We start from the raw sequence: 18,304 nt of genomic DNA on the forward strand, positions 1-18,304 counted from the left end.
GCGCTCAGGGTTGATCAAACAAGGTTAATGTGCCGTTAACTCTGGTAACTTAAGGGTTTATGCCTGCTCTTTTTTCTTTTCCATCGCATCGGTGAAACGTTCGAACAGGTAAAAACTGTCCTGGGGTCCGGGCGACGCTTCGGGGTGGTATTGTACCGAGTATACAGGTCTGTCAGTCATGCGGATCCCGCAGTTCGAGCCGTCAAACAGTGATCTGTGGGTCTCGACCACGCCCTCCGGTAAAGACTGTGCGTCCACGGCGAAACCGTGATTCATCGACGTGATTTCGACCTTGCCGGTTTCCAGATCCTTGACCGGGTGGTTCGCGCCGTGGTGGCCGTGGTTCATCTTGACTGTCTGACCGCCCAACGCCAGCGCCAGCATCTGGTGGCCAAGGCAGATACCAAAGACGGGCAGATCGGTTGTATCCAGAATTTCCTTGATCATCGGCACAGCATAGGCACCCGTTGCGGCCGGGTCGCCGGGGCCGTTCGACAGGAAAACGCCATCCGGCTGATGGGCCAGCACTTCGGCAGCCGTCGCCGTCGCTGGCAAAACGGTTACATCACATCCAGCCGAGGCGAGACAGCGCAGAATGTTGCGCTTTGCTCCATAATCGACAGCCACGACTTTGTGGGCGGGGGCCTCTTGCCGCTTGTATCCTTCCGGCCAGGCCCAGCGCATTTCATCCCAGCGGTAGCTTTGGGCACAGGTGACTTCCTTGGCCAAGTCCATACCTTCCAGCCCGGCAAAGCCGCGGGCCGCAGCAACCAGTGCTTCGATGTCGAAATTGCCCTCGGGATCATGAGCCAGCGCCACATGCGGCGCGCCCTGCTGGCGGATGGCGCGGGTCAGACGGCGGGTATCAACGCCGCCGATGGCGATGCGTCCACGGCGGGCAAGCCAGCCCTTGAGTTCTTCGGCCGAGCGCCAGTTTGACGGCTCGGTCGGATCCCATTTGACGACCATTCCAGCGGCGACCGGATCACCGGTTTCGTCATCGTCCGGGTTCACGCCGACATTGCCGATATGGGGGAAGGTAAAGGTGACGATCTGCCCGGCATAGGATGGATCGGTCATGATTTCCTGATATCCGGACATCGCTGTGTTGAAGCAGAGCTCAGCCACGGTCTGTCCGGTTGCTCCGAAACCGATGCCGTAAAACAGCGTTCCGTCGGCCAAAGCCAGACATGCGGTGGGCTTGGACGGGGCGTTCTGGGCCATGGCGCGACTCTCCTGCAAGGTAAACCGGCGCATACCTAAGGGGGTTAAGCGCTTGGGTCAAGTCTGTTCAATTTTTGGGCTATTGTTATTTTTCAAAGGGTTAAGCTTGGTCGCCCCCGGTTGTAACACGCTTTTTGTTTAGATATGTTCGGGGTTCCGTTGTCATGGGGATGGACAAGCCAAATGGACATGCGATCACGGGTGAATGCCGCCCTGAAGCAAGCAATGAAAGACAAAGCAGCCGAGCGTCTGTCGACACTGCGGTTGATCAACGCGGCCATCAAGGACCGCGACATCGCCGCGCGCGCCTCGGACAATGAAGAGGTCAAGGGCTGCGGTGATGCAGAGGTGCTTGAAATACTTGGTAAAATGACCAAGCAACGTAAGGAAAGTGCGCGCGCCTATGAAGAGGGCGGACGCCTGGACCTGGCCGAGCGCGAGATGCAGGAAGTCGCCGTCATCGAAGAGTTTCTGCCCAAGCAGCTGGATGATGATGAAGTGTCAAAGGCGATTCATGCCGCGATTACTTCAACCGGTGCCGGTTCCATTCGGGACATGGGCAAGGTCATGGGCGAGCTGAAGACCCGCTATACCGGACAGATGGACTTCGGCAAGGTCGGACCCATGGTCAAGGACCAACTCTGCGCCGCATCAAACGGCGACTGCTGAGACACCTACTGCGCGACAGGATCGCGCAGTTTTCTGGCCAGGTCGTCGTAGAGCGTGATACGCTCGTCTTCCGACAAAAACGCCCCGATTTCGACCTCACGCCCGTCTCCGACGAGCGTGACGTAGTGTGGCACCGGACCACCTTTTTCGTACATCTCAGGTCGTGCCCAATAGCGATTGCACGACCATTCCTGTTGGTCCTTGCCCGGGGTGTGATGCACCAGGCGGGCTTGTGAACCGGACAAGGTGAAAACCTCAAACGCACTGCGCGCGCGATAGTTCGCCTGAATCCCCAGCCAAAGCCCAAGCACCGTCAACAGCAGAAACGGTAGCAGGCCCCACAACACGACCGACCCAAGCACGGCCAACAATGGGATCAAACCGAACAGAAATACAGACAGGATGGCAATCATCGCCCCACGTCGCGGCAGAGAGTTATGCGGCCAGAGGCGCAGTTCCTGTTCGGTTTCGGATGTCTGATTCCACTTGTACGGCATACCGGAAACATATCGCAGTGACGCCTCATGTCGACGGATTTTGATCAGACCACGTGGCCCACACGCGCCCAGGACAAGGCGTCATCCAAACGGTCGTCGCCCCAGAACACCTCTTGCCTCACCACGAAGCTGGGGGCGCCGAAAACACCCAGTTTCACGGCGACGTCTGTTTCAGCTTCCAGCGCGGTGACGATATCCGGGCTGCGCGCGCGGGCCAGTGTCAGACGAGGGTCCTGCTGGCACCGTAGCAAAGCTTCGGACAGGGCGCTTTCGCTGCCCGCCTCGACGCCATCCTCGAACCAGATGCGGTATAGGTTCTGGGTAAATGACTTGCCCCACCCATCCGTCATGCCAAGCAAAGCGACCTGATTGGCCAGGGCAAGATCGGAAATCGGATAGGGTGCGGGCAGGCTGGCGTGGATGTGATACTTGGCACAGCGCCGTTCGATATCACGCCACATATATGCGGATTTTTCGGGTTTTCCGGCGAACGGGATATTCTGCTGGGCTGACATGACCGTGCGCACATTAAAGGGCCGCCAGTTAACGGTGGCGTCATGTTCAGCGCACCAGTCGTCCAGACGCATCACGGTAAGGAAGCTGTAAGTGCTGCCGATTGAATACCAAAAGTCGATTTCCGGCATTGCCGATCCTCCGACTGTTCTGTGCGGGTATCATAGCGGATTTTGGTACACTTGGCGAACCGGCAGAGGTGGAAACGAAAAAACCCCGCCACGTGGGCGGGGTTTCCTTGGATCAGATCGGGATCAGTGCGCGTGGCCTTTGTCCCAGTCTTCCTGCTTGGGCAGCTGCTCGAACGTGTGTTCGGGCGGCGGCGTCGGCAGGGTCCATTCCAGCGTATCCGCGTATTCGTTCCACGGGTTCGGACGTGTCTCTTTCGCGCCACGGAACAGGGCGTAGAACACGATACCGAAGAACAGCAGGAATGAGGCGAACGAGATAAATGCGCCGATCGACGAAACGAAGTTCCACTGGGCGAATGCCTCGGGGTAGTCGATGTAGCGGCGCGGCATGCCCTGACGGCCCAGGAAGTGCTGCGGGAAGAAGGTCAGGTTGGCGCCGATGAAGAACAGCCAGAAGTGAACCTTGCCCCAGAACTCAGAGTACTGACGGCCCGTCATCTTGCTGAAGTAGAAGTACACCCCAGCAAAGATCGCGAAGACAGCACCCAGCGACATCACGTAGTGGAAGTGTGCCACAACATAGTAAGTGTCATGATAGGCACGGTCGACACCGGCCTGCGACAGAACCACACCGGTCACACCGCCGACGGTGAACAGGAACAGGAAGCCGAAGGCGAATAGCATCGGTGTCTTGAACTCGATCGAGCCGCCCCACATGGTGGCGATCCACGAGAACACCTTGACCCCCGTCGGAACCGCGATGACCATCGTGGCCAGCATGAAATAGGCCTGCTGACGCAGCGACATGCCGACGGTGTACATGTGGTGCGCCCACACGACAAAGCCTAGCACGCCGATTGCGATGATCGCCCATACCATCGGCAGATAGCCGAAGATCGGCTTGCGCGAGAAGGTGGCGATCACGTGGCTGATGATGCCGAAACCGGGCAGGATCACGATGTAAACTTCCGGGTGACCAAAGAACCACAGGATGTGCTGATACAGGATCGGGTCACCGCCACCGGCCGGATCAAAGAAGGTGAAGCCAAAGTTGCGGTCCATCAGCAGCATGGTGATCGCGCCTGCCAGAACCGGCAGCGACAGCAGAATCAGCCATGAGGTGACGAAGATCGACCAGCTGAACAGCGGTACCTTGAACAGGGTCATGCCCGGGGCACGCATGTTCAGGAAGGTGGTGATCATGTTGATCGCGCCGAGGATCGAGGAGGCGCCCGATACGTGCACGGCGAAAATCGCCAGGTCCATGGACATACCGCCTTCGGTCGTCGACAGCGGCGGATACAGAACCCAGCCCACACCCGAGCCGAGCTGATCGTTACCACCCGGGCTGAGCAGCGAGGCAACACCCAGCGAGGTGCCGGCGACATACAGCCAGAAGGACAGGTTGTTCATCCGCGGGAACGCCATGTCCGGCGCACCGATCTGCAACGGCATGAAATAGTTGCCAAATCCGCCGAACAGGGCAGGGATGACAACGAAGAACATCATCAGAACACCGTGATAGGTGATCATCACGTTCCACAAGTGTCCGTTGGGGGTACATGGGTCGGCCATGAAGCCTTCCAGGCACATGTACTGAACGCCCGGGTGCATCAGCTCGAGCCGCATGTAAACGGTCATCGCCACCGAGATCAGACCGGCAAGGGCCGAAACGACCAGGTACAGAATCCCGATGTCCTTGTGGTTGGTCGACATGAACCAGCGCTGGAAAAAGCTGCGCTGATCTTCATGGTCGTGACCGTGAATGGCTGCGTCTGCCATTATAGGTGCCTCCTGTTGCAACTGCACCGCGCAGTCGGACCTCTCCAACGCGCGGGATTCCTGCTGGTTTTAGAATGTGAAGAGGGCACCTTCAATGGCCGAGTTTGATCTGGATCAAGATTAATTGTCGCGGGCACGCGGGTGCTGCACGGTTTTCCGGCCTTTAACGTTGGGTATCTGGGCATGGCGGATAAGAATTCAAGCCCGGACTGTCGATGCGGCATGGGCGTGGGCAGAGTTCCGCCTTGACCGTTGCCCGCGTGCGTCTCAGAACTGTGCCAACACCCGCAATCCAGAGGTTTGAGATGGCTGATTACGACCCCGACAATATCTTTGCCAAAATCCTGCGCGAAGAAATCCCGTGCATGCGCGTGTACGAGGATGATGAAACGCTGGCTTTCATGGATATCATGCCGCGCGTGGACGGGCATCTTTTGGTGATCCCCAAAACACCATGCCGCAACGTACTGGATGCCACGCCCGAGCAACTGACGGCGGTTATAAAAACGGTGCAGAAGATGGCCCGGGCGGTCAAGTCTGCATTCGACGCGGACGGGGTGACTATTCAGCAATTCAACGAGGCGGCAGGCGGGCAGGAAGTCTTCCACCTGCATTTCCACGTCCTGCCGCGCCACGAAGGGGTTTCCATGCGCCCGCCGGGCAAGATGGGGGATTTCGAGCTTATCGGTGAACACGCGAAAAAGATCAGCGCCGCTCTCGTCTGATCATTCGGCGCCATGGGGCCCCATGCATTCGCCATGATCCTGAAACGCGTGCAGCACGGCACAGACATGATCGTGCTGCCCGTCGCAGGCCGCTGAAATTCGGGTCAGTTCAGCCTGGAGGTTTTGCAGACGGGCGATCCGGTCCCGGAGATCGGCCAGTTGTTTTTGGGCAATTTCGTGCGCCCGGTTAAGGTCGCTGCCAGACGCGCCTTCTAGGGACAGCAAGCCCACGACGTCGGCCAGTGGCAATCCCAGATCACGGCAATGGCGAATGAAGATCAGCCGTTTCAACGCGGTATCGTCATACCGGCGTTGATTGCCCGTGGTTCGTTCTGGCTTGGGCAACAGGCCTTTGTCTTCATAGAACCGGATTGTCGGAATTTTCACTCCGGTTCGGCGCGATAAGTCCCCGATCGAATACATTTTTCGGTTTTGACCTCTTGAACCTCTAGTGGCTAGAGGAATTACATGCTCTGGGAAGCCGTAACAAGGGACATGAAACGATATGGCACACCAGCATTCCCACACCGGGCATGGTCACCAACACAACCACATTGATCCAGACGCTGGCGATGCGCGCGTCGCCTGGGCGATTGCGGTGAACATGTTCCTGACATTGGCTCAGGTCATCGGGGGCATCATTTCGGGTTCTCTGGCGTTGATTGCCGATGCGCTGCACAATTTTTCGGATGCTGTTGCGTTGATCATCGCGTTTTTTGCCCGCAAGATTGCACGGCGTCCGGCCGATCCACGGATGAGCTTTGGCTATGGCCGGGCCGAAGTCGTTGCGGCATTGGTCAATTACACCACGTTGATCGTGTTGTCGGTTTATCTGTTCTACGAAGGCGTCATGCGGTTTTTTGAACCCGAGCCGATCAACGGATGGCTTGTGGTCTGGGTCGCCGCGCTGGCATTGGTGGTCGATCTCATAACCGCTGCTTTGACGTATACCATGGCCAAGGACAGCATGAATATCCGGGCCGCATTCATCCATAATGTTGCGGACGCCTTGGGATCAATCGCCGTGATATTAGCGGGCACCGCAGTGATCCTGTTCGGCTGGACATGGGTGGACCCGGCGGTGACGATCCTGATCTCGGTCTACATCATGTGGCATGTCAAAGAAGAGATAGGCGAGACGGTCCGCGTCCTGATGCTGGGCGCTCCGCCAAACCTGGAGCCAGAGCAGGTTGCCGCGGCGATCGAAGAAACGGATGGGGTGGCCGAAGTGCATCACGTGCATTTGTGGAGCATGCAGGAACGGCAGCCCGCGCTGACGGCGCATCTGGTCATCGATGCGAACGCGTGGGCAGATGCCGAAATGGTACGGGACAGTGTCAGGCAGACGCTGCAAGTTCGTTTCGGGGTGGGGCATGCGACGCTCGAACTGGAACAGGCCGACCGCGCCTGCGTCGGTTCGTCCCGATTTGGCCATCAGGAAGAATAGCAGTGTCTGAAAGAGAATTGCCGTTCCGATTTGGGGTCGGAACGGCAGACTCGTAACCAAACACTTCTCGGATTTCGAGGGCGAGCCCTGGATCACCGGTTAACATACCACTCACTCTTGATTGGCAGTTCCATATTACTCGTTAACAGGGCCTTTGTATCTACCTGAGTTAAAAAATGCTTAAAGACTTCCATAAATCCATCGAATTCAGGGTTAATTGCCTTACGCATGGGAAACAGAGCCAGCCGGCCACAGGGATTGTTGTTTGCAACAGAGGCGCGCAGCGATTCGCTGCGCAGTGATCGACAGATGGATTCAGGGCGCCACGGGGCCAAAAACGTCTGCGAATGTCTTTTTCAGCGCGGCATCAAGGTCTGCCATCGTTACCGGCAAGCCCAGATCGACCAATGAGGTCACGCCGTATTCGCTGATCCCGCAAGGGACGATGCCGGAAAAATGTTCCAGATCCGGTTCGACATTCACCGAGATTCCGTGAAAACTGACCCATTTGCGCAGGCGCAGTCCAATGGCGGCGATCTTGTCTTCTGCCGGTTTGCCGGTCACTGTCAACGGCTTGTCATCACGCCGAACCCAAACCCCTACGCGCCCATCACGGATCTCGCCTTGCACGTTGAATTCTGCCAGCGCCGAGATCACCCAGGTCTCCAGCTGTTTCACAAACTGACGCACGTCGCGACCACGTTTGTTCAAGTCCAGCATGACATAGGCCACACGTTGACCGGGCCCGTGATAGGTGTATTCGCCGCCGCGTTTGCTTGCGTAAACCGGAAAACGATCGGGGTCGGTCAGATCCTCGATCTTGGCCGAAGTGCCGGCCGTATACAGCGGCGGGTGTTCCAGCAGCCAGACACATTCTTCGGCTTCGCCATTTGCGATTGCGGCGACGCGCGCCTCCATAAAGGCAACGGCGTCGTCATAGCTGGTCAGACCATCGGTGATTTTCCATTCCATGCCGGTCTCATATCCGTCTGGATCGGTCAAGAAAAGGGGTCAGGCGGCCTCGGACAGGCAACGTTGCAGCACCTGGGTATAGGTTTCAGACCCCTGCGCGCCGGTCAGCAGGTATTTCCCGCCAAAAACCATGGATGGCACGCCTGAAATGCCCCGGCTGGTCCAGAACAGCTGCTTTTCACGCACCGGGGCTATGTGTTCTCCGCTTTCAAGCGCTTGTCGCGCCGTATCCGCGTCCAGCCCGATGGATCGAACAGCCTCCAGCAGAACATCCATATCGGAAACATCCCGCTGCGCTGTGAAATATGCGTCGAACAGAGCCAGTTTCAAAGGATGCTGTCGGCCGACTGATTCCGCCCAATCCAGCAACTGATGCGCCGCGAATGTGTTTACCATTCTGCTGTCATCGTCGAAGTTGAAGGCAAAGCCGAGCTTGGCCCCGATCGAGGTAAGCTTGTCCCGTGCCTGCTGGCTTTGCTCGGCGGTCGAGCCGTATTTCGCCATGATATGTTCACGCAGGTTCTGGCCTTCGGGGGGCATGTCCGGGTTCAACTCGAACGGATGCCAGCGAAGCCGGGCAAGGACACCCTGTTGCTGCAACGCCATGTCAAGCTGTCGAAACCCGACAACGCACCAGGGACACACAACATCCGAGACGATATCGATCTGAACGATCGGGCGGTTATCGGGCGGTGGCATTGTGTGGCTCCTGTCAGGTCAGTAGCGTGTTGTCCACTGGAGAGATATGCCCGTGGCGAAGGAATTTAAACCACTGCGTTTTTGCCTCTTCACATCGCGCGCACCAACGTCTATACGCCGCGTTACCAAGTCATTGGCAGTGCGGTCGTGGCGGAATTGGTAGACGCGCAGCGTTGAGGTCGCTGTGGGGTAACTCCCGTGGAAGTTCGAGTCTTCTCGACCGCACCAACTTTTAGTGAAAGAACAGGTAGTTGAGGGCGGGTGCGAAGATTGCATTCGGTGTGGTGCCCACTGTGCGACGTCCGAAAGGGTTGCCGAAGACAGAGGTGCCATGTGAAAGATCCGCTTTCAGAACTTGAATCAGTTCCGCATTTTGGACGTTCATCGGAATGCCGAGGTTTCTGCCCGGTAGCACCCCCAGGGTATTTTCTTGGTCGGCCATTCTGAAACACGAACAGGCCGCAGTCTCGCTGAGTGTGACATTTCAGGTGTTCAGGTGACGGGCGCAACCTGACCCGTGACCTGAACCCAAGGCCCGGTCCTCTCTAGACCTTTTGGAAATAGACGCCCACACCATCGATTTCGTTGATCGCGGGTGGCTGATAGCCCACTTCGTCAAGATAGTCATGAACGGCAGCTTTGGCTGCGGGAACCACGTGATAGTCGTCAACGATGATCCAACCACCTTTCGAGACCTTGCCAAAAAGGTGCCGCAAAGGATCTATGGTTGATTCATACATGTCGCCGTCAAGACGCAGCACTGCAATCTGCTCACTGGGCACCAGTGGCATGGTGTCCTTGAAAAAGCCCTCGATGAACACGACATTATCGTCCAAAAGCCCGAACTTTTCAAAATTCGCCCTTACAGAATCGGCTGACACGGCTAGGGCATCGTACTTGTGGAAATCAGACCCTTTGTCGTGAGGGTAAAGTTCCTCGTTCGGCTCGGGCAGCCCCTTGAAAGAGTCACACAGAACGACACGTCTGTCATTCTGGCCATATGCAAAGAGAACTGCTTTCGCAAAGATGCTGGCACCGCCACGCCATACTCCGGTTTCGACAAAATCGCCGGGAACCTGGTTGCCGATGACGGATTCCACCATGGCGCGAACATTGGCCAATCTCTTGCTGCCCACCATAGTGAAAGCAACAGACGGCCAATCCCAGCCGTATTCACGGTTTTTGGAGTTGTAATCCGGTTTGGTGTCTCCAAACAGAATTGGTGGGTCTTCATAGATCGTGCCATCCAGGGCACGGGCAACCGTGGTCAGATATTGTTCCCGAAGTTCCGCGAGCATAGATTATAACCTTGCATAGATGTCTGGCTGGTTCTGACCTCTCAGCTGTGAAGTTTCAACAAGATTCGCTGGAAATCGCCTATAGGGTTGGTCAAATGGAGGCACATTTCCTGTGAACTGCGTTTTTTTCAACTCAGACGTGCCTTAACTCTCAGCTTTGACGTCCAGAATGAAACATATCTTTTTTGACGCTACGAATTACGCGAATGTTTGCGCCAACTTCAGCATCAATCTTGGCGAATATGGTCGGACCCAACTCATTTGTTAGGCCGTGAAACGGCTGCCTCGCGCTTTCTTTCTGCGTTTGATGTAAAGGAAGCTTGTAAACCTGTGCCTTTCAGGAGATGAAGCACAACAGCCATCAGGTAAGGGCATAGTGGTGAGCAAATTTACGGTAGTTGTCTCGACTGTGTTGCGCTCAGTTTCAGGCGGTTCGCAACAGAAGAAAATTCAACCGATAGCCTAGTCCGAGCGGAACAGATGTACCGTTGACGGCGTCAATTTTTTCGCCACGGTCGATATTGCGGAATACCACGAAATCACATCGAACGATAACGAGTTTCTGCTGGTGAAAACCCGCGAAATGATCGAGGCTGAACTGGATTGCACCTCGAAGATCGATGTTAACAATATCGTCGATATCGGAGTATGGCAGGGTGGGAGCGTGGCGCTTCTCGATCGTGTATTTCAGCCTGACAAACTGGTTGCAGTTGAATAATCGACGCGCGAACTGCCTCACCTTGACGCCTATATCGAAAGGTACTCGCGGCAGGATAACGTGCGGCTGTACAAGGGGATAAGTCAAGCGGACATCAATCGGTTCGGAGAATTGCTGGACGCAGAGTTCGGCGACGAGAAGATTGATCTCGTCATAGATGACGCATCGCACCAGTATTTGGAAACGTTGTTGTCGTTCAACCTCGTTTTTCCGCGCATGTCGGAAGGCGGCGTCTTCGTCCTTGAAGACTGGCAATGGTCCACGATGGAAGAACATTACAATTCCGACTATTTCGAAGGGAAAAAGGCGCTGGCGAATCTGGTGCTTCAATGCGTCATGTCCTGCGCCTGCCGGCCAGATATCGTTCGCGAAGTCATCGAGAAAAATCACTCTGCAATGGTTGTTCGGGGCGAGGCTGAACTGCAAAGCGGTGCTTTTGACATTACCGAGATCGCCCGCAATCGAGGCGAGATTGTTCCCCTGATGCTATAGATCCGCAATGTTTTGGTAGGCGTGCTCTGCCGTCACGACGCCAATTGTTGTGAAGCCGGGTTTCTAAAATCAGGCTTGGTTATCCGGCGGGCAAGGCGGATGAATGGAACTTCGACAGCATAATAGATAACAGTCGCAATGGGTATCGCTACGGCTAGGGTAATAACACAGACAATTGGCACCACAAGATCCGGATTGTCCGTAAGTGTTGCGGCCCATCGGGTCAGGTTTGTGTTATAGATAAGAAACGGATGCATCAGATATAGGCTGTAACTGATCTTTCCAAGAAAGCGGGTAAAAGGGTTATAGAGAAAAAAAACAGGTCGAAGTGCCTGCGATAGCGCCAGGCTTGCAAAGGCGAAGCCCCAGCCCAAAACCAGTGCGAGTGGAACCGGTTTGTTTAGCGTTTGCGCCTGATCAAGAACCGGGCCAAACAGATACATGTAAATCAACCCGGCGATCCCGGCACCGAGCGCTAGATAGCCGACGGGGCGCTCGCATGACTTAGGTGTCCAACGGTAGGCGCACCAAACGATCAGACCCAACGCAAAGTACGGGGCGTTCGTGAAAAAGCTGGTCCAATAGTAAAAATCGGGAACTTCACCCTGACTAGATAAGTTTACAAACCCCCATCCCAAGCAGGCGAGCAAAAAGAGAAGCACCGCTGACCAAATGTTCCGCCAAATCCAAAGGAAGGGGAACAGAAGATAGAAGATAGCTTCGACGCCGATTGACCAACCCGCCGGAACAAGACTGGTTTGTTCACTGGGGACAAACCCGAACAGAAATGTAATATTCCTGATGATCGTACCTGTTTCGGCCTGGACCCCAATATACAGCCAAGCAAAGAGCATCACGTAGAAGAGTGGGGCAATTCGAAAAAATCTGCGCAAGGCATAGGCCCAGCTTCGATCAAAGGACACTCCCTTTGGATAAGCTAGCGACATGGACATCGCGCTTATTATGAAAAACAGCGGCACTCCCATCGCATAGTAGTCGGCACCCCAGTTCTTGTAGTAGACGCCGAGTGGATGAATGTGCACTGCGTGTACAAACACGACCGCAGACGCAGCGATACCGCGCAGTGAATCAAGGCCATGCGCCCTTTGATCTTTAAGATTACCTGCCATGATCCACTCGAGATACCGCTTCCTTGCTGCCAAAAACCTTTGGCGACATTGAACGCCAGCTATAAATGGTTGGCGCCCGAAGGCAATCAAATTGTCGTTTTCAAGCATAAAGCCCTACGCATCGAACGCTGCCCACAGGGCTGCGATCGTCTGCGGAGTTTGGAGTTGGCAGACGTTGAACCGGCGGGCTCGTCCACTTGCAATGCATTTCCGGGGCCCGTAACAAAGCCGCAGGCAGGGATGCGCGCTATACATCTGCAAAGATGCGTTTTTTCCCGCTATCCTGAATTTGCGGGCCACGGGTACAGGTAGACGCGATGAGACTTGTCATATCCACGATGAAAGACGAGGGGCCGTTCATCCTGGAATGGATTTCATACTATCTTTCGATCGGCTTCACCCATTTTATCGTCAATTCGAACGATTGTTCCGATGGCACCGACACGATCCTTCAGCGGTGCCAGGAACTGGGGTTTCTGGCGCATATCGGCAATCCCGGCCCGTGGGAATTTGGACCTCAGGCTTCAGCTTATGCAAACGCCATGGAACACCCTTGGTGCAAAGAAGCCGAATGGATATTGGTCTGCGACGTGGATGAATTTCTTGATATTCGCGTCGGCGACGGAACACTGGACGATTTGTTTCGTGCATTGCCGCATGCGGACGGATTTGCCGCAATCTGGCAGTTGTTCGGACACAACGGAATCGTCGAGTTCGAAGACAGGTTCGTTTTCGAGCAATTCACCCGTGCGGGCGAGCTTGGCGCCGTCAGCCCCCATAACTTGCGGGCGTTCAAATCGCTCTTTCGCAACAACGGATCGTATCGCACAATCAGCACGCATCGACCGCGCGGCCCGATACCCAACAAGGCGGATCGATTTGCCTGGGTCGACGGGGACGGTGATCCGTTGCCGCCGGCCATGCGAAGACGAGGGTGGGCGTATTCATCAACGGGCGCCGGGTTTGGGCGCAGGCTTTTTCGGATGAACCACTATGCGGTGAGGTCCGTGGAAAGCTATCTGATGAAGCGGTTGCGTGGGGATGTGAATACCTCGAGTTTTCATCCGAAGATGGAGGCAACAGGTCAGGCCTACTGGAAGCTGCATTGCTATAACGACATCGAAGAAACCTCGATCCTGTCCAAAGTTGCACGACTTCGGGAGGTTTATGAAAAGCTGCGATCCGATACTGTTCTGGGGCAATTGCATCATCAGGCAGTTGCATTTCACAAGGAACGCATCGCAAGCTTCAGAAAAACCGAGGTGGCGCAGGATTTTATCGCTAAGTTCAGCCGCTTTCGCAGCGGGCGCTATGTCAAGGCGCTGGAACTCGGCGTGATGGAAGATGGCGATCTGTCTTTCAACGCCGAAATGTACAAGGATCCGGACATCACATTTGCCCAGGTCGCGAAATGGACGCGGCTCGGCAAGATGTCCAAGCCCGAGAACTCCAAGCCATACAATTTTCCTTGGTTCGTTCGGCTCGACGCCCTCGAAACCTCGTTTGATTACGAAGAGGCCGCCGCACAGCATGCGCAAATTACGGATGCCAAACAGGTTTCGGTGCCGTTCGACCCCAAGGATCCTGTCTACCTGCCTTCTGCCCCTCCGGAGGTTGAAAGAACAAAAGACCAGCGGCAGAGTTTTCTTCGATCAATCAGTGGTAAGAAGAATTGGGTGCTGATCGGACATGTTGAGATTGAAATCATCGAAGAAATACTTGATCTGGACGCTGTCGAGAAATTGACGGTCATAGGACCGTGGGGGCTGTCATGGGACGGTTTCACATGTCCGGATGCAACTCAGGATCCCGAGCTACAGGCTTTGGATCGCACGTTTTATGCATTGCTGGAATACTTCCGCGCCCCCATTCTTGCCGGACAATTGCGTGTCTACCGGGCGCTGCCCCCCTTGATGCTGAAGCTGTTTGAAGACGAAAGCGTCGGCGTCGTCATCATCCGCGGGGTGCGGGCAGAGCAGGTGATGAACCAACTGTTGCGCCGTATCGACCGGGTTCTTGCCCCCGGGGGCAGTATCGCGTTCACATCTTATCGCCGTCATGGAGGCGGGTCGTATACGGGTATGAATGCGGCGATAAACAGTTTCCTCGGGCGTAATGCTGCACGATACCGGATAACCCGCTTGCAGCCACCGTGGCTTGGTATCGACAAGTTGCCACCGCTTGGCAAAAAGGACACATAGCTTCTGGTTCTTGAGGCTGTGGCGTGGTAGCCATGGCGCAATGAACAAAACGGGTTCTGAGTAAATGGGATACCCGTCTGCGAGTGAGGTCGAGATGTCAAACGAATCCAAGGTTATCGGTGTTGCGCCCGGCAGCCAGAAGAAACCGAAGGCTGACAAAGCGACCAAGCGCAAAAACAGCAAAGACGCAATCCGCCGCACATTCCTTTCCCGTTTGCCAAAGGGGGGCTTGGCCGTTGAAATCGGTGTCTGGCAGGGTGAGTTCTCTCCGACCATTCTGAAACTGATCGAGCCCAGTCAGCTTTTTCTGATCGATCCATGGAAGCATATCGGTGAGGAATCGCACACAACCGCGTTTGTGGGTCGGACCGAAGACGAAAAGATGGAGGCCATCTTCCAGAAGGTCGTAAAGACTTTCGAGGCCGAGATCGAAGAAGGCAAGGTTGGTATTATACGCGATTTTTCGGTACCTGCGTTGAAGCTTTTTGATGATGAAAGCATCTCGTTCGCCTATGTCGACGGAGACCATTCATACGAAGGCGTGACCGCTGATCTGGCCGCTTTGTTTCCCAAGATCAAACCCGGTGGGATCATGGCATTCGACGACTACCACCGCCGCGGCTGGTGGGGCGACGGGGTGATCCGTGCGGTCAACGAGTTTCTGGGCCAGCACCCCCGAGAGTTGCGCATCCGCGCGATTGCCGGCGCACAGATCGCCATCGAAAAGATTGTCCCGCAAGATGACAGCAAAGGTCAGAACGACTAGGCGGCGGGGATAAGTGGCAGCGATGGAAAAGCCTGAAAAAGTCCTCATCACCGCGATGAAGAACGAGGGTCCCTATATTCTGGAATGGGTGGCCCATCACAAGGTGCTGGGGTTTGACCGGATCATTGTCTACACCAATGATTGTACAGACGGCACCAACCAGATTCTGAGACGGTTGCAGGACTTGGGCCATGTGGAATTTCACAGGAACCGGGTTGGAACCGGAGGGATACACCGGTCTGCGCTGAGGCAGGCACGGCGCTTGCCGGTGGTGAAAGACGCAAAGTGGATATATGTCGGCGACGCGGATGAATTCCTGAATATTCACGTTGGAAATCACAGGGTTGATGATCTGATCGAGGCAACGCCCGGCGTTGACGTCATCTCCATCCCCTGGAAGATATTCTCGAACGGTGGTCGGCATGTTATGCGCGATACGCTGGTGACGCGGCAGTTCTTCGATTGTGAGCTGGATTTCGAACAAGGCGGGGCAGGGCGCCGGTTTGTCAAATCCCTGTTCAGGCAGGGTGATTTCTATCTTCGTTTCGGGTTGCACAACCCGCACCCCCGTCCCGAACTTCAGGCCGGCGTGTTCCGGTCCGTGCCCGGAGGGCACGCAACGGAACCTGCGCCCTTCGGCAACCATGTCTCGCCTCCGTTTGGATTTGAAGTCGCACAGATCAACCACTATGCCGTCAGATCCACGCAGGCCTATTTGGCCAAGCGCAGCCGAGGTCGGGCAAATCATTCCGCGCAGACACTTGGAACCGAATATTGGGACCGCTGGAACCGTGGCGGTGCCAAGGATGAAACAATCCTGCGGTACAAGGACGAAGTGGATGCGGTGCTGGAAGAGTTTCGCGCTGACGACAGGCTTCGACGGCTACATAGAAGAGCGTTCCGCTGGCACAAGGCCCTGATCAACGATCTGCTGAAACTGCCAGAGTATGATGAGCTGTACCAGAAACTTCTTGAAAAACCGGCCGTGGATTTTGTCGCAAAGGACCGTGGCGTAAGGGAACGCCTGTCGGCCAGCGCGCCGTCTTCGACTGACGAAAACCGGACAGAGTCCTGACAAAACAGCCCCTGGAGAAATAGACGAATGGTTGCGGATCACTCTCTTCCGACGATTGGGATGCTGTGGATGGAAGGCAGCCTGAGCTTTCTGGAGCAGATGTGCATGCTGTCATTCGTCGAATGCGGTCACAGGGTCGTTTTGTTCCACTATGGGCAAGTCGACAACGTTCCGGATGGTATCGAACTGGTGTCGGCAAATGAAATCCACGAACCCAGGCAGTTCATCGTGAACAACCAGTTCAAGACGCCGGTGCCCCAATCCGATATCTTCAGATTGCACCTGATGAAGAAAACGGATTTTCTGTGGTGCGACACGGATGTTTTGGCGCTTGCCCCGATCCCAAGGGCCGATCATGTTTTTGGGTATTTCAACCGCGATACCATCTGCAATGCTGTTATGCGGCTGCCTTTCGACAGCCCCACGTTGAACGCGTATTCCGAATACTGCCAGGACCCCTATCCGATCCGCCCCTGGGTTGAAGGGGAGGAGCGGAAGGAACTGGAACGCCTGAAACAGGCTGGTGAGTTGCCTCATGCGTCAGATCAGGAACACAGTGTTTACGGCCCCGGTGTCATGACATGGTTTCTGCGCCATTTTGACGAGTTGAAGCATGCCAGCCCCATACCGGTCTTTTATCCTTTGCCGTTCAGACGGGCAGGGCAGGCCAATGACATTCACGTCCGAGAGTTCAGGGACGCGTATATCAAAGAGGAAACGCTTGCCGTGCATCTGTGGGGACGCCGGATGCGGTGGTGGATTGCAAACGGGATCAAGCGGCATTCGTTTCTGGATCGACGTTTGCGGAACCTGGGGGTTAGACCGGGCGACGCGCCTTTGCCGCGCCACGGCCGAGGGGGCCTCAAACCGGTGGAGTTTCCCGCAAACCTGCCCACCTTGCGCGCTACGACCGAAGAAATCCACGACGCCACCGGCGGAGTTGTTTCTGTTGCTCTGCTCTCTGACCGGGAAGACTATCTCAAAGCGGCACAGGCTGATCTCGACGCAATTGCAGCTGACAATCTGTACGGTGCCAACACCCCGCCGCGCGTGGGTTTTTCGCGCGGTTGGGAACACTATGACAGTGACCCTGCTAGGCTGAATGCGCTTGGTATGGCTTTGTACAACTATGCGGATAGTCATCGGTTTTTACCCGACCTGCGCGCGCCAAAGACATTTGCCGAAAAGCTGGTGGTCATGAAGCTGTTTGGCGAAGTCCCTGATGCGTTGATTTCTGACCGGTCCAAATACGTGGGCAGCGCCTCGGAATTGCTCGCCTGCCCACAGCGCATGTGGGAGGCACACATTCCGGCATTGCCCGAAACACTCGACCTCGGGCCCGGCCAGTATTGGTTGAAAGGAACGATGAGCCATGGTCACAAGCTGGCCCTGTCGTTCTCGCTGGATGCCACGCAGCGCGATGATGCCAACCAGAAACTGGCAGCGTGGCACAAGACAAAAACGCCCGAAGGTTTCTGGACAAGCGAATGGTGGCGCGCCAAGCAAAAGCCCCTCTATTGCATCGAAGAAGACTTGACCGCCGGGGATCGACAGGCCGGCACCTGGAAATTCTGGGTGATCGCCGGACGCGTGCAGCTGGTGCAGGTTGACCGTGACCGGGGGCGTGGGCGCATCCAGATGCTCCATGATCGCGACTACAACTACCTTGCAGATGAGCTGTATTCGCCAACCAGCAGCACCGTTGAACCCCGGCCCGACCGCTTTGAAGACATGATCCGGATCGCTGAAACCCTGGGGCAAGACGTTGAATGCGCAAGCGTAGAGCTTTTCCCGGTTGGTGACAGAGTTTGCTTGGGTGACATCATGTTGGCGCCGGTGTCAGGCAAGCACAAGATGCGGTCGGATGCGCTGGATCAGCGTCTGGGTGCTGCGTGGACCGGAACTCGGCTGTTCCCCGGCTGAGGCTGGACAATCCCCGGATCTTTCATGCCGCCGGAACAGGTG

19 protein-coding genes and 1 tRNA gene are annotated in these 18,304 nt (G+C 55.8%); 9 read left to right on the plus strand and 11 right to left on the minus strand.

Features of this window, described 5'->3' with window-relative positions:
* Positions 1 to 57: 57 nt before the first annotated feature.
* The gene (gene carA, locus ACR0I0_RS01570) at positions 58 to 1,224 is read right to left on the minus strand and encodes a glutamine-hydrolyzing carbamoyl-phosphate synthase small subunit (RefSeq protein ID WP_480489924.1); all 1,167 of its coding nucleotides are present in this window, start codon (positions 1,222 to 1,224) and stop codon (positions 58 to 60) included.
* Positions 1,225 to 1,407: 183 nt separating this feature from the next.
* Between carA and ACR0I0_RS01575 the strand changes: the two genes are divergently transcribed.
* Positions 1,408 to 1,893 (plus strand): GatB/YqeY domain-containing protein, encoded by a 486-nt coding sequence (locus tag ACR0I0_RS01575; RefSeq protein WP_210092196.1) that lies wholly within the window; start codon positions 1,408 to 1,410, stop codon positions 1,891 to 1,893.
* A 5-nt stretch (positions 1,894 to 1,898) separates the two neighbouring features.
* Here the strand turns inward: ACR0I0_RS01575 and ACR0I0_RS01580 are convergent, their stop codons facing one another.
* The 3 genes from ACR0I0_RS01580 to ctaD form a co-directional block, all read right to left on the minus strand.
* Positions 1,899 to 2,390: a DUF2244 domain-containing protein gene (locus tag ACR0I0_RS01580; protein WP_171633245.1), complete on the minus strand. Its 492-nt coding sequence runs from the start codon at positions 2,388 to 2,390 to the stop codon at positions 1,899 to 1,901.
* A 44-nt stretch (positions 2,391 to 2,434) separates the two neighbouring features.
* A complete protein-coding gene (locus ACR0I0_RS01585) occupies positions 2,435 to 3,034 on the minus strand; it encodes a 2-hydroxychromene-2-carboxylate isomerase (RefSeq protein ID WP_209833399.1) in 600 nt (199 codons plus the stop codon).
* Positions 3,035 to 3,157: 123 nt separating this feature from the next.
* Complete coding sequence (gene ctaD, locus ACR0I0_RS01590) at positions 3,158 to 4,816, minus strand: cytochrome c oxidase subunit I (RefSeq protein WP_170346621.1); 1,659 nt, start codon at positions 4,814 to 4,816, stop codon at positions 3,158 to 3,160.
* 305 nt (positions 4,817 to 5,121) lie between these two features.
* Between ctaD and ACR0I0_RS01595 the strand changes: the two genes are divergently transcribed.
* Complete coding sequence (locus ACR0I0_RS01595) at positions 5,122 to 5,541, plus strand: HIT family protein (RefSeq protein WP_480489927.1); 420 nt, start codon at positions 5,122 to 5,124, stop codon at positions 5,539 to 5,541.
* Here ACR0I0_RS01595 and ACR0I0_RS01600 read toward each other — a convergent pair whose 3' ends face one another.
* Entirely contained in the window at positions 5,542 to 5,964 is a 423-nt protein-coding gene (locus ACR0I0_RS01600; RefSeq protein WP_480489929.1) for a MerR family transcriptional regulator, read from the minus strand.
* 82 nt (positions 5,965 to 6,046) lie between these two features.
* Between ACR0I0_RS01600 and ACR0I0_RS01605 the strand changes: the two genes are divergently transcribed.
* Complete coding sequence (locus tag ACR0I0_RS01605) at positions 6,047 to 6,988, plus strand: cation diffusion facilitator family transporter (protein ID WP_480489931.1); 942 nt, start codon at positions 6,047 to 6,049, stop codon at positions 6,986 to 6,988.
* A 315-nt stretch (positions 6,989 to 7,303) separates the two neighbouring features.
* Here the strand turns inward: ACR0I0_RS01605 and lipB are convergent, their stop codons facing one another.
* Together lipB and ACR0I0_RS01615 are read right to left on the minus strand one after the other, a co-directional pair.
* Positions 7,304 to 7,960, minus strand: coding sequence for a lipoyl(octanoyl) transferase LipB (gene lipB / locus ACR0I0_RS01610; protein WP_171633236.1), 657 nt, complete (start codon positions 7,958 to 7,960; stop codon positions 7,304 to 7,306).
* A gap of 39 nt (positions 7,961 to 7,999) precedes the next feature.
* Positions 8,000 to 8,659, minus strand: coding sequence for a DsbA family oxidoreductase (locus ACR0I0_RS01615; RefSeq protein ID WP_210092201.1), 660 nt, complete (start codon positions 8,657 to 8,659; stop codon positions 8,000 to 8,002).
* A 141-nt stretch (positions 8,660 to 8,800) separates the two neighbouring features.
* Here ACR0I0_RS01615 and ACR0I0_RS01620 point away from each other — a divergent pair.
* Positions 8,801 to 8,887, plus strand: a tRNA-Leu gene (locus ACR0I0_RS01620).
* Between the two features lie 4 nt (positions 8,888 to 8,891).
* Here ACR0I0_RS01620 and ACR0I0_RS01625 read toward each other — a convergent pair.
* From ACR0I0_RS01625 to ACR0I0_RS01635, 3 genes are all read right to left on the minus strand, one after another.
* Positions 8,892 to 9,101: a hypothetical protein gene (locus tag ACR0I0_RS01625; protein WP_209833391.1), complete on the minus strand. Its 210-nt coding sequence runs from the start codon at positions 9,099 to 9,101 to the stop codon at positions 8,892 to 8,894.
* 103 nt (positions 9,102 to 9,204) lie between these two features.
* Positions 9,205 to 9,957, minus strand: coding sequence for a TylF/MycF/NovP-related O-methyltransferase (locus ACR0I0_RS01630; protein WP_480489933.1), 753 nt, complete (start codon positions 9,955 to 9,957; stop codon positions 9,205 to 9,207).
* A 424-nt stretch (positions 9,958 to 10,381) separates the two neighbouring features.
* Positions 10,382 to 10,696 (minus strand): hypothetical protein, encoded by a 315-nt coding sequence (locus ACR0I0_RS01635; protein WP_480489935.1) that lies wholly within the window; start codon positions 10,694 to 10,696, stop codon positions 10,382 to 10,384.
* A gap of 39 nt (positions 10,697 to 10,735) precedes the next feature.
* Here ACR0I0_RS01635 and ACR0I0_RS01640 point away from each other — a divergent pair, with 39 nt between their 5' ends.
* Positions 10,736 to 11,167: a class I SAM-dependent methyltransferase gene (locus tag ACR0I0_RS01640; RefSeq protein ID WP_171633160.1), complete on the plus strand. Its 432-nt coding sequence runs from the start codon at positions 10,736 to 10,738 to the stop codon at positions 11,165 to 11,167.
* A gap of 32 nt (positions 11,168 to 11,199) precedes the next feature.
* Here ACR0I0_RS01640 and ACR0I0_RS01645 read toward each other — a convergent pair whose 3' ends face one another.
* On the minus strand, positions 11,200 to 12,297 hold the full coding sequence (locus tag ACR0I0_RS01645; protein ID WP_480489938.1) for an acyltransferase family protein: 1,098 nt from the start codon (positions 12,295 to 12,297) through the stop codon (positions 11,200 to 11,202).
* Positions 12,298 to 12,614: 317 nt separating this feature from the next.
* Here ACR0I0_RS01645 and ACR0I0_RS01650 point away from each other — a divergent pair, with 317 nt between their 5' ends.
* From ACR0I0_RS01650 to ACR0I0_RS01665, 4 genes are all read left to right on the plus strand, one after another.
* The gene (locus tag ACR0I0_RS01650) at positions 12,615 to 14,498 is read left to right on the plus strand and encodes a glycosyltransferase family 2 protein (RefSeq protein ID WP_480489940.1); all 1,884 of its coding nucleotides are present in this window, start codon (positions 12,615 to 12,617) and stop codon (positions 14,496 to 14,498) included.
* Between the two features lie 94 nt (positions 14,499 to 14,592).
* Positions 14,593 to 15,264: a class I SAM-dependent methyltransferase gene (locus ACR0I0_RS01655; protein WP_171723465.1), complete on the plus strand. Its 672-nt coding sequence runs from the start codon at positions 14,593 to 14,595 to the stop codon at positions 15,262 to 15,264.
* A gap of 22 nt (positions 15,265 to 15,286) precedes the next feature.
* A complete protein-coding gene (locus ACR0I0_RS01660) occupies positions 15,287 to 16,339 on the plus strand; it encodes a glycosyltransferase family 2 protein (protein ID WP_210092206.1) in 1,053 nt (350 codons plus the stop codon).
* A gap of 27 nt (positions 16,340 to 16,366) precedes the next feature.
* Positions 16,367 to 18,262, plus strand: coding sequence for an ATP-grasp fold amidoligase family protein (locus ACR0I0_RS01665; RefSeq protein ID WP_480489942.1), 1,896 nt, complete (start codon positions 16,367 to 16,369; stop codon positions 18,260 to 18,262).
* The last annotated feature ends 42 nt before the right edge of the window (positions 18,263 to 18,304 follow it).

It is taken from the genome of Ruegeria sp. AG6, assembly GCF_056541565.1.

Coding starts and splice junctions, on each gene's coding strand:
- carA (WP_480489924.1), bottom strand. CDS start 1,224: ATGGCCCAGAACGCCCCGTCCAAGCCCACCGCATGTCTGGCTTTGGCC.
- ACR0I0_RS01575 (WP_210092196.1), top strand. CDS start 1,408: ATGGACATGCGATCACGGGTGAATGCCGCCCTGAAGCAAGCAATGAAA.
- ACR0I0_RS01580 (WP_171633245.1), bottom strand. CDS start 2,390: ATGCCGTACAAGTGGAATCAGACATCCGAAACCGAACAGGAACTGCGC.
- ACR0I0_RS01585 (WP_209833399.1), bottom strand. CDS start 3,034: ATGCCGGAAATCGACTTTTGGTATTCAATCGGCAGCACTTACAGCTTC.
- ctaD (WP_170346621.1), bottom strand. CDS start 4,816: ATGGCAGACGCAGCCATTCACGGTCACGACCATGAAGATCAGCGCAGC.
- ACR0I0_RS01595 (WP_480489927.1), top strand. CDS start 5,122: ATGGCTGATTACGACCCCGACAATATCTTTGCCAAAATCCTGCGCGAA.
- ACR0I0_RS01600 (WP_480489929.1), bottom strand. CDS start 5,964: ATGTATTCGATCGGGGACTTATCGCGCCGAACCGGAGTGAAAATTCCG.
- ACR0I0_RS01605 (WP_480489931.1), top strand. CDS start 6,047: ATGGCACACCAGCATTCCCACACCGGGCATGGTCACCAACACAACCAC.
- lipB (WP_171633236.1), bottom strand. CDS start 7,960: ATGGAATGGAAAATCACCGATGGTCTGACCAGCTATGACGACGCCGTT.
- ACR0I0_RS01615 (WP_210092201.1), bottom strand. CDS start 8,659: ATGCCACCGCCCGATAACCGCCCGATCGTTCAGATCGATATCGTCTCG.
- ACR0I0_RS01625 (WP_209833391.1), bottom strand. CDS start 9,101: ATGGCCGACCAAGAAAATACCCTGGGGGTGCTACCGGGCAGAAACCTC.
- ACR0I0_RS01630 (WP_480489933.1), bottom strand. CDS start 9,957: ATGCTCGCGGAACTTCGGGAACAATATCTGACCACGGTTGCCCGTGCC.
- ACR0I0_RS01645 (WP_480489938.1), bottom strand. CDS start 12,297: ATGGCAGGTAATCTTAAAGATCAAAGGGCGCATGGCCTTGATTCACTG.
- ACR0I0_RS01650 (WP_480489940.1), top strand. CDS start 12,615: ATGAGACTTGTCATATCCACGATGAAAGACGAGGGGCCGTTCATCCTG.
- ACR0I0_RS01655 (WP_171723465.1), top strand. CDS start 14,593: ATGTCAAACGAATCCAAGGTTATCGGTGTTGCGCCCGGCAGCCAGAAG.
- ACR0I0_RS01660 (WP_210092206.1), top strand. CDS start 15,287: ATGGAAAAGCCTGAAAAAGTCCTCATCACCGCGATGAAGAACGAGGGT.
- ACR0I0_RS01665 (WP_480489942.1), top strand. CDS start 16,367: ATGGTTGCGGATCACTCTCTTCCGACGATTGGGATGCTGTGGATGGAA.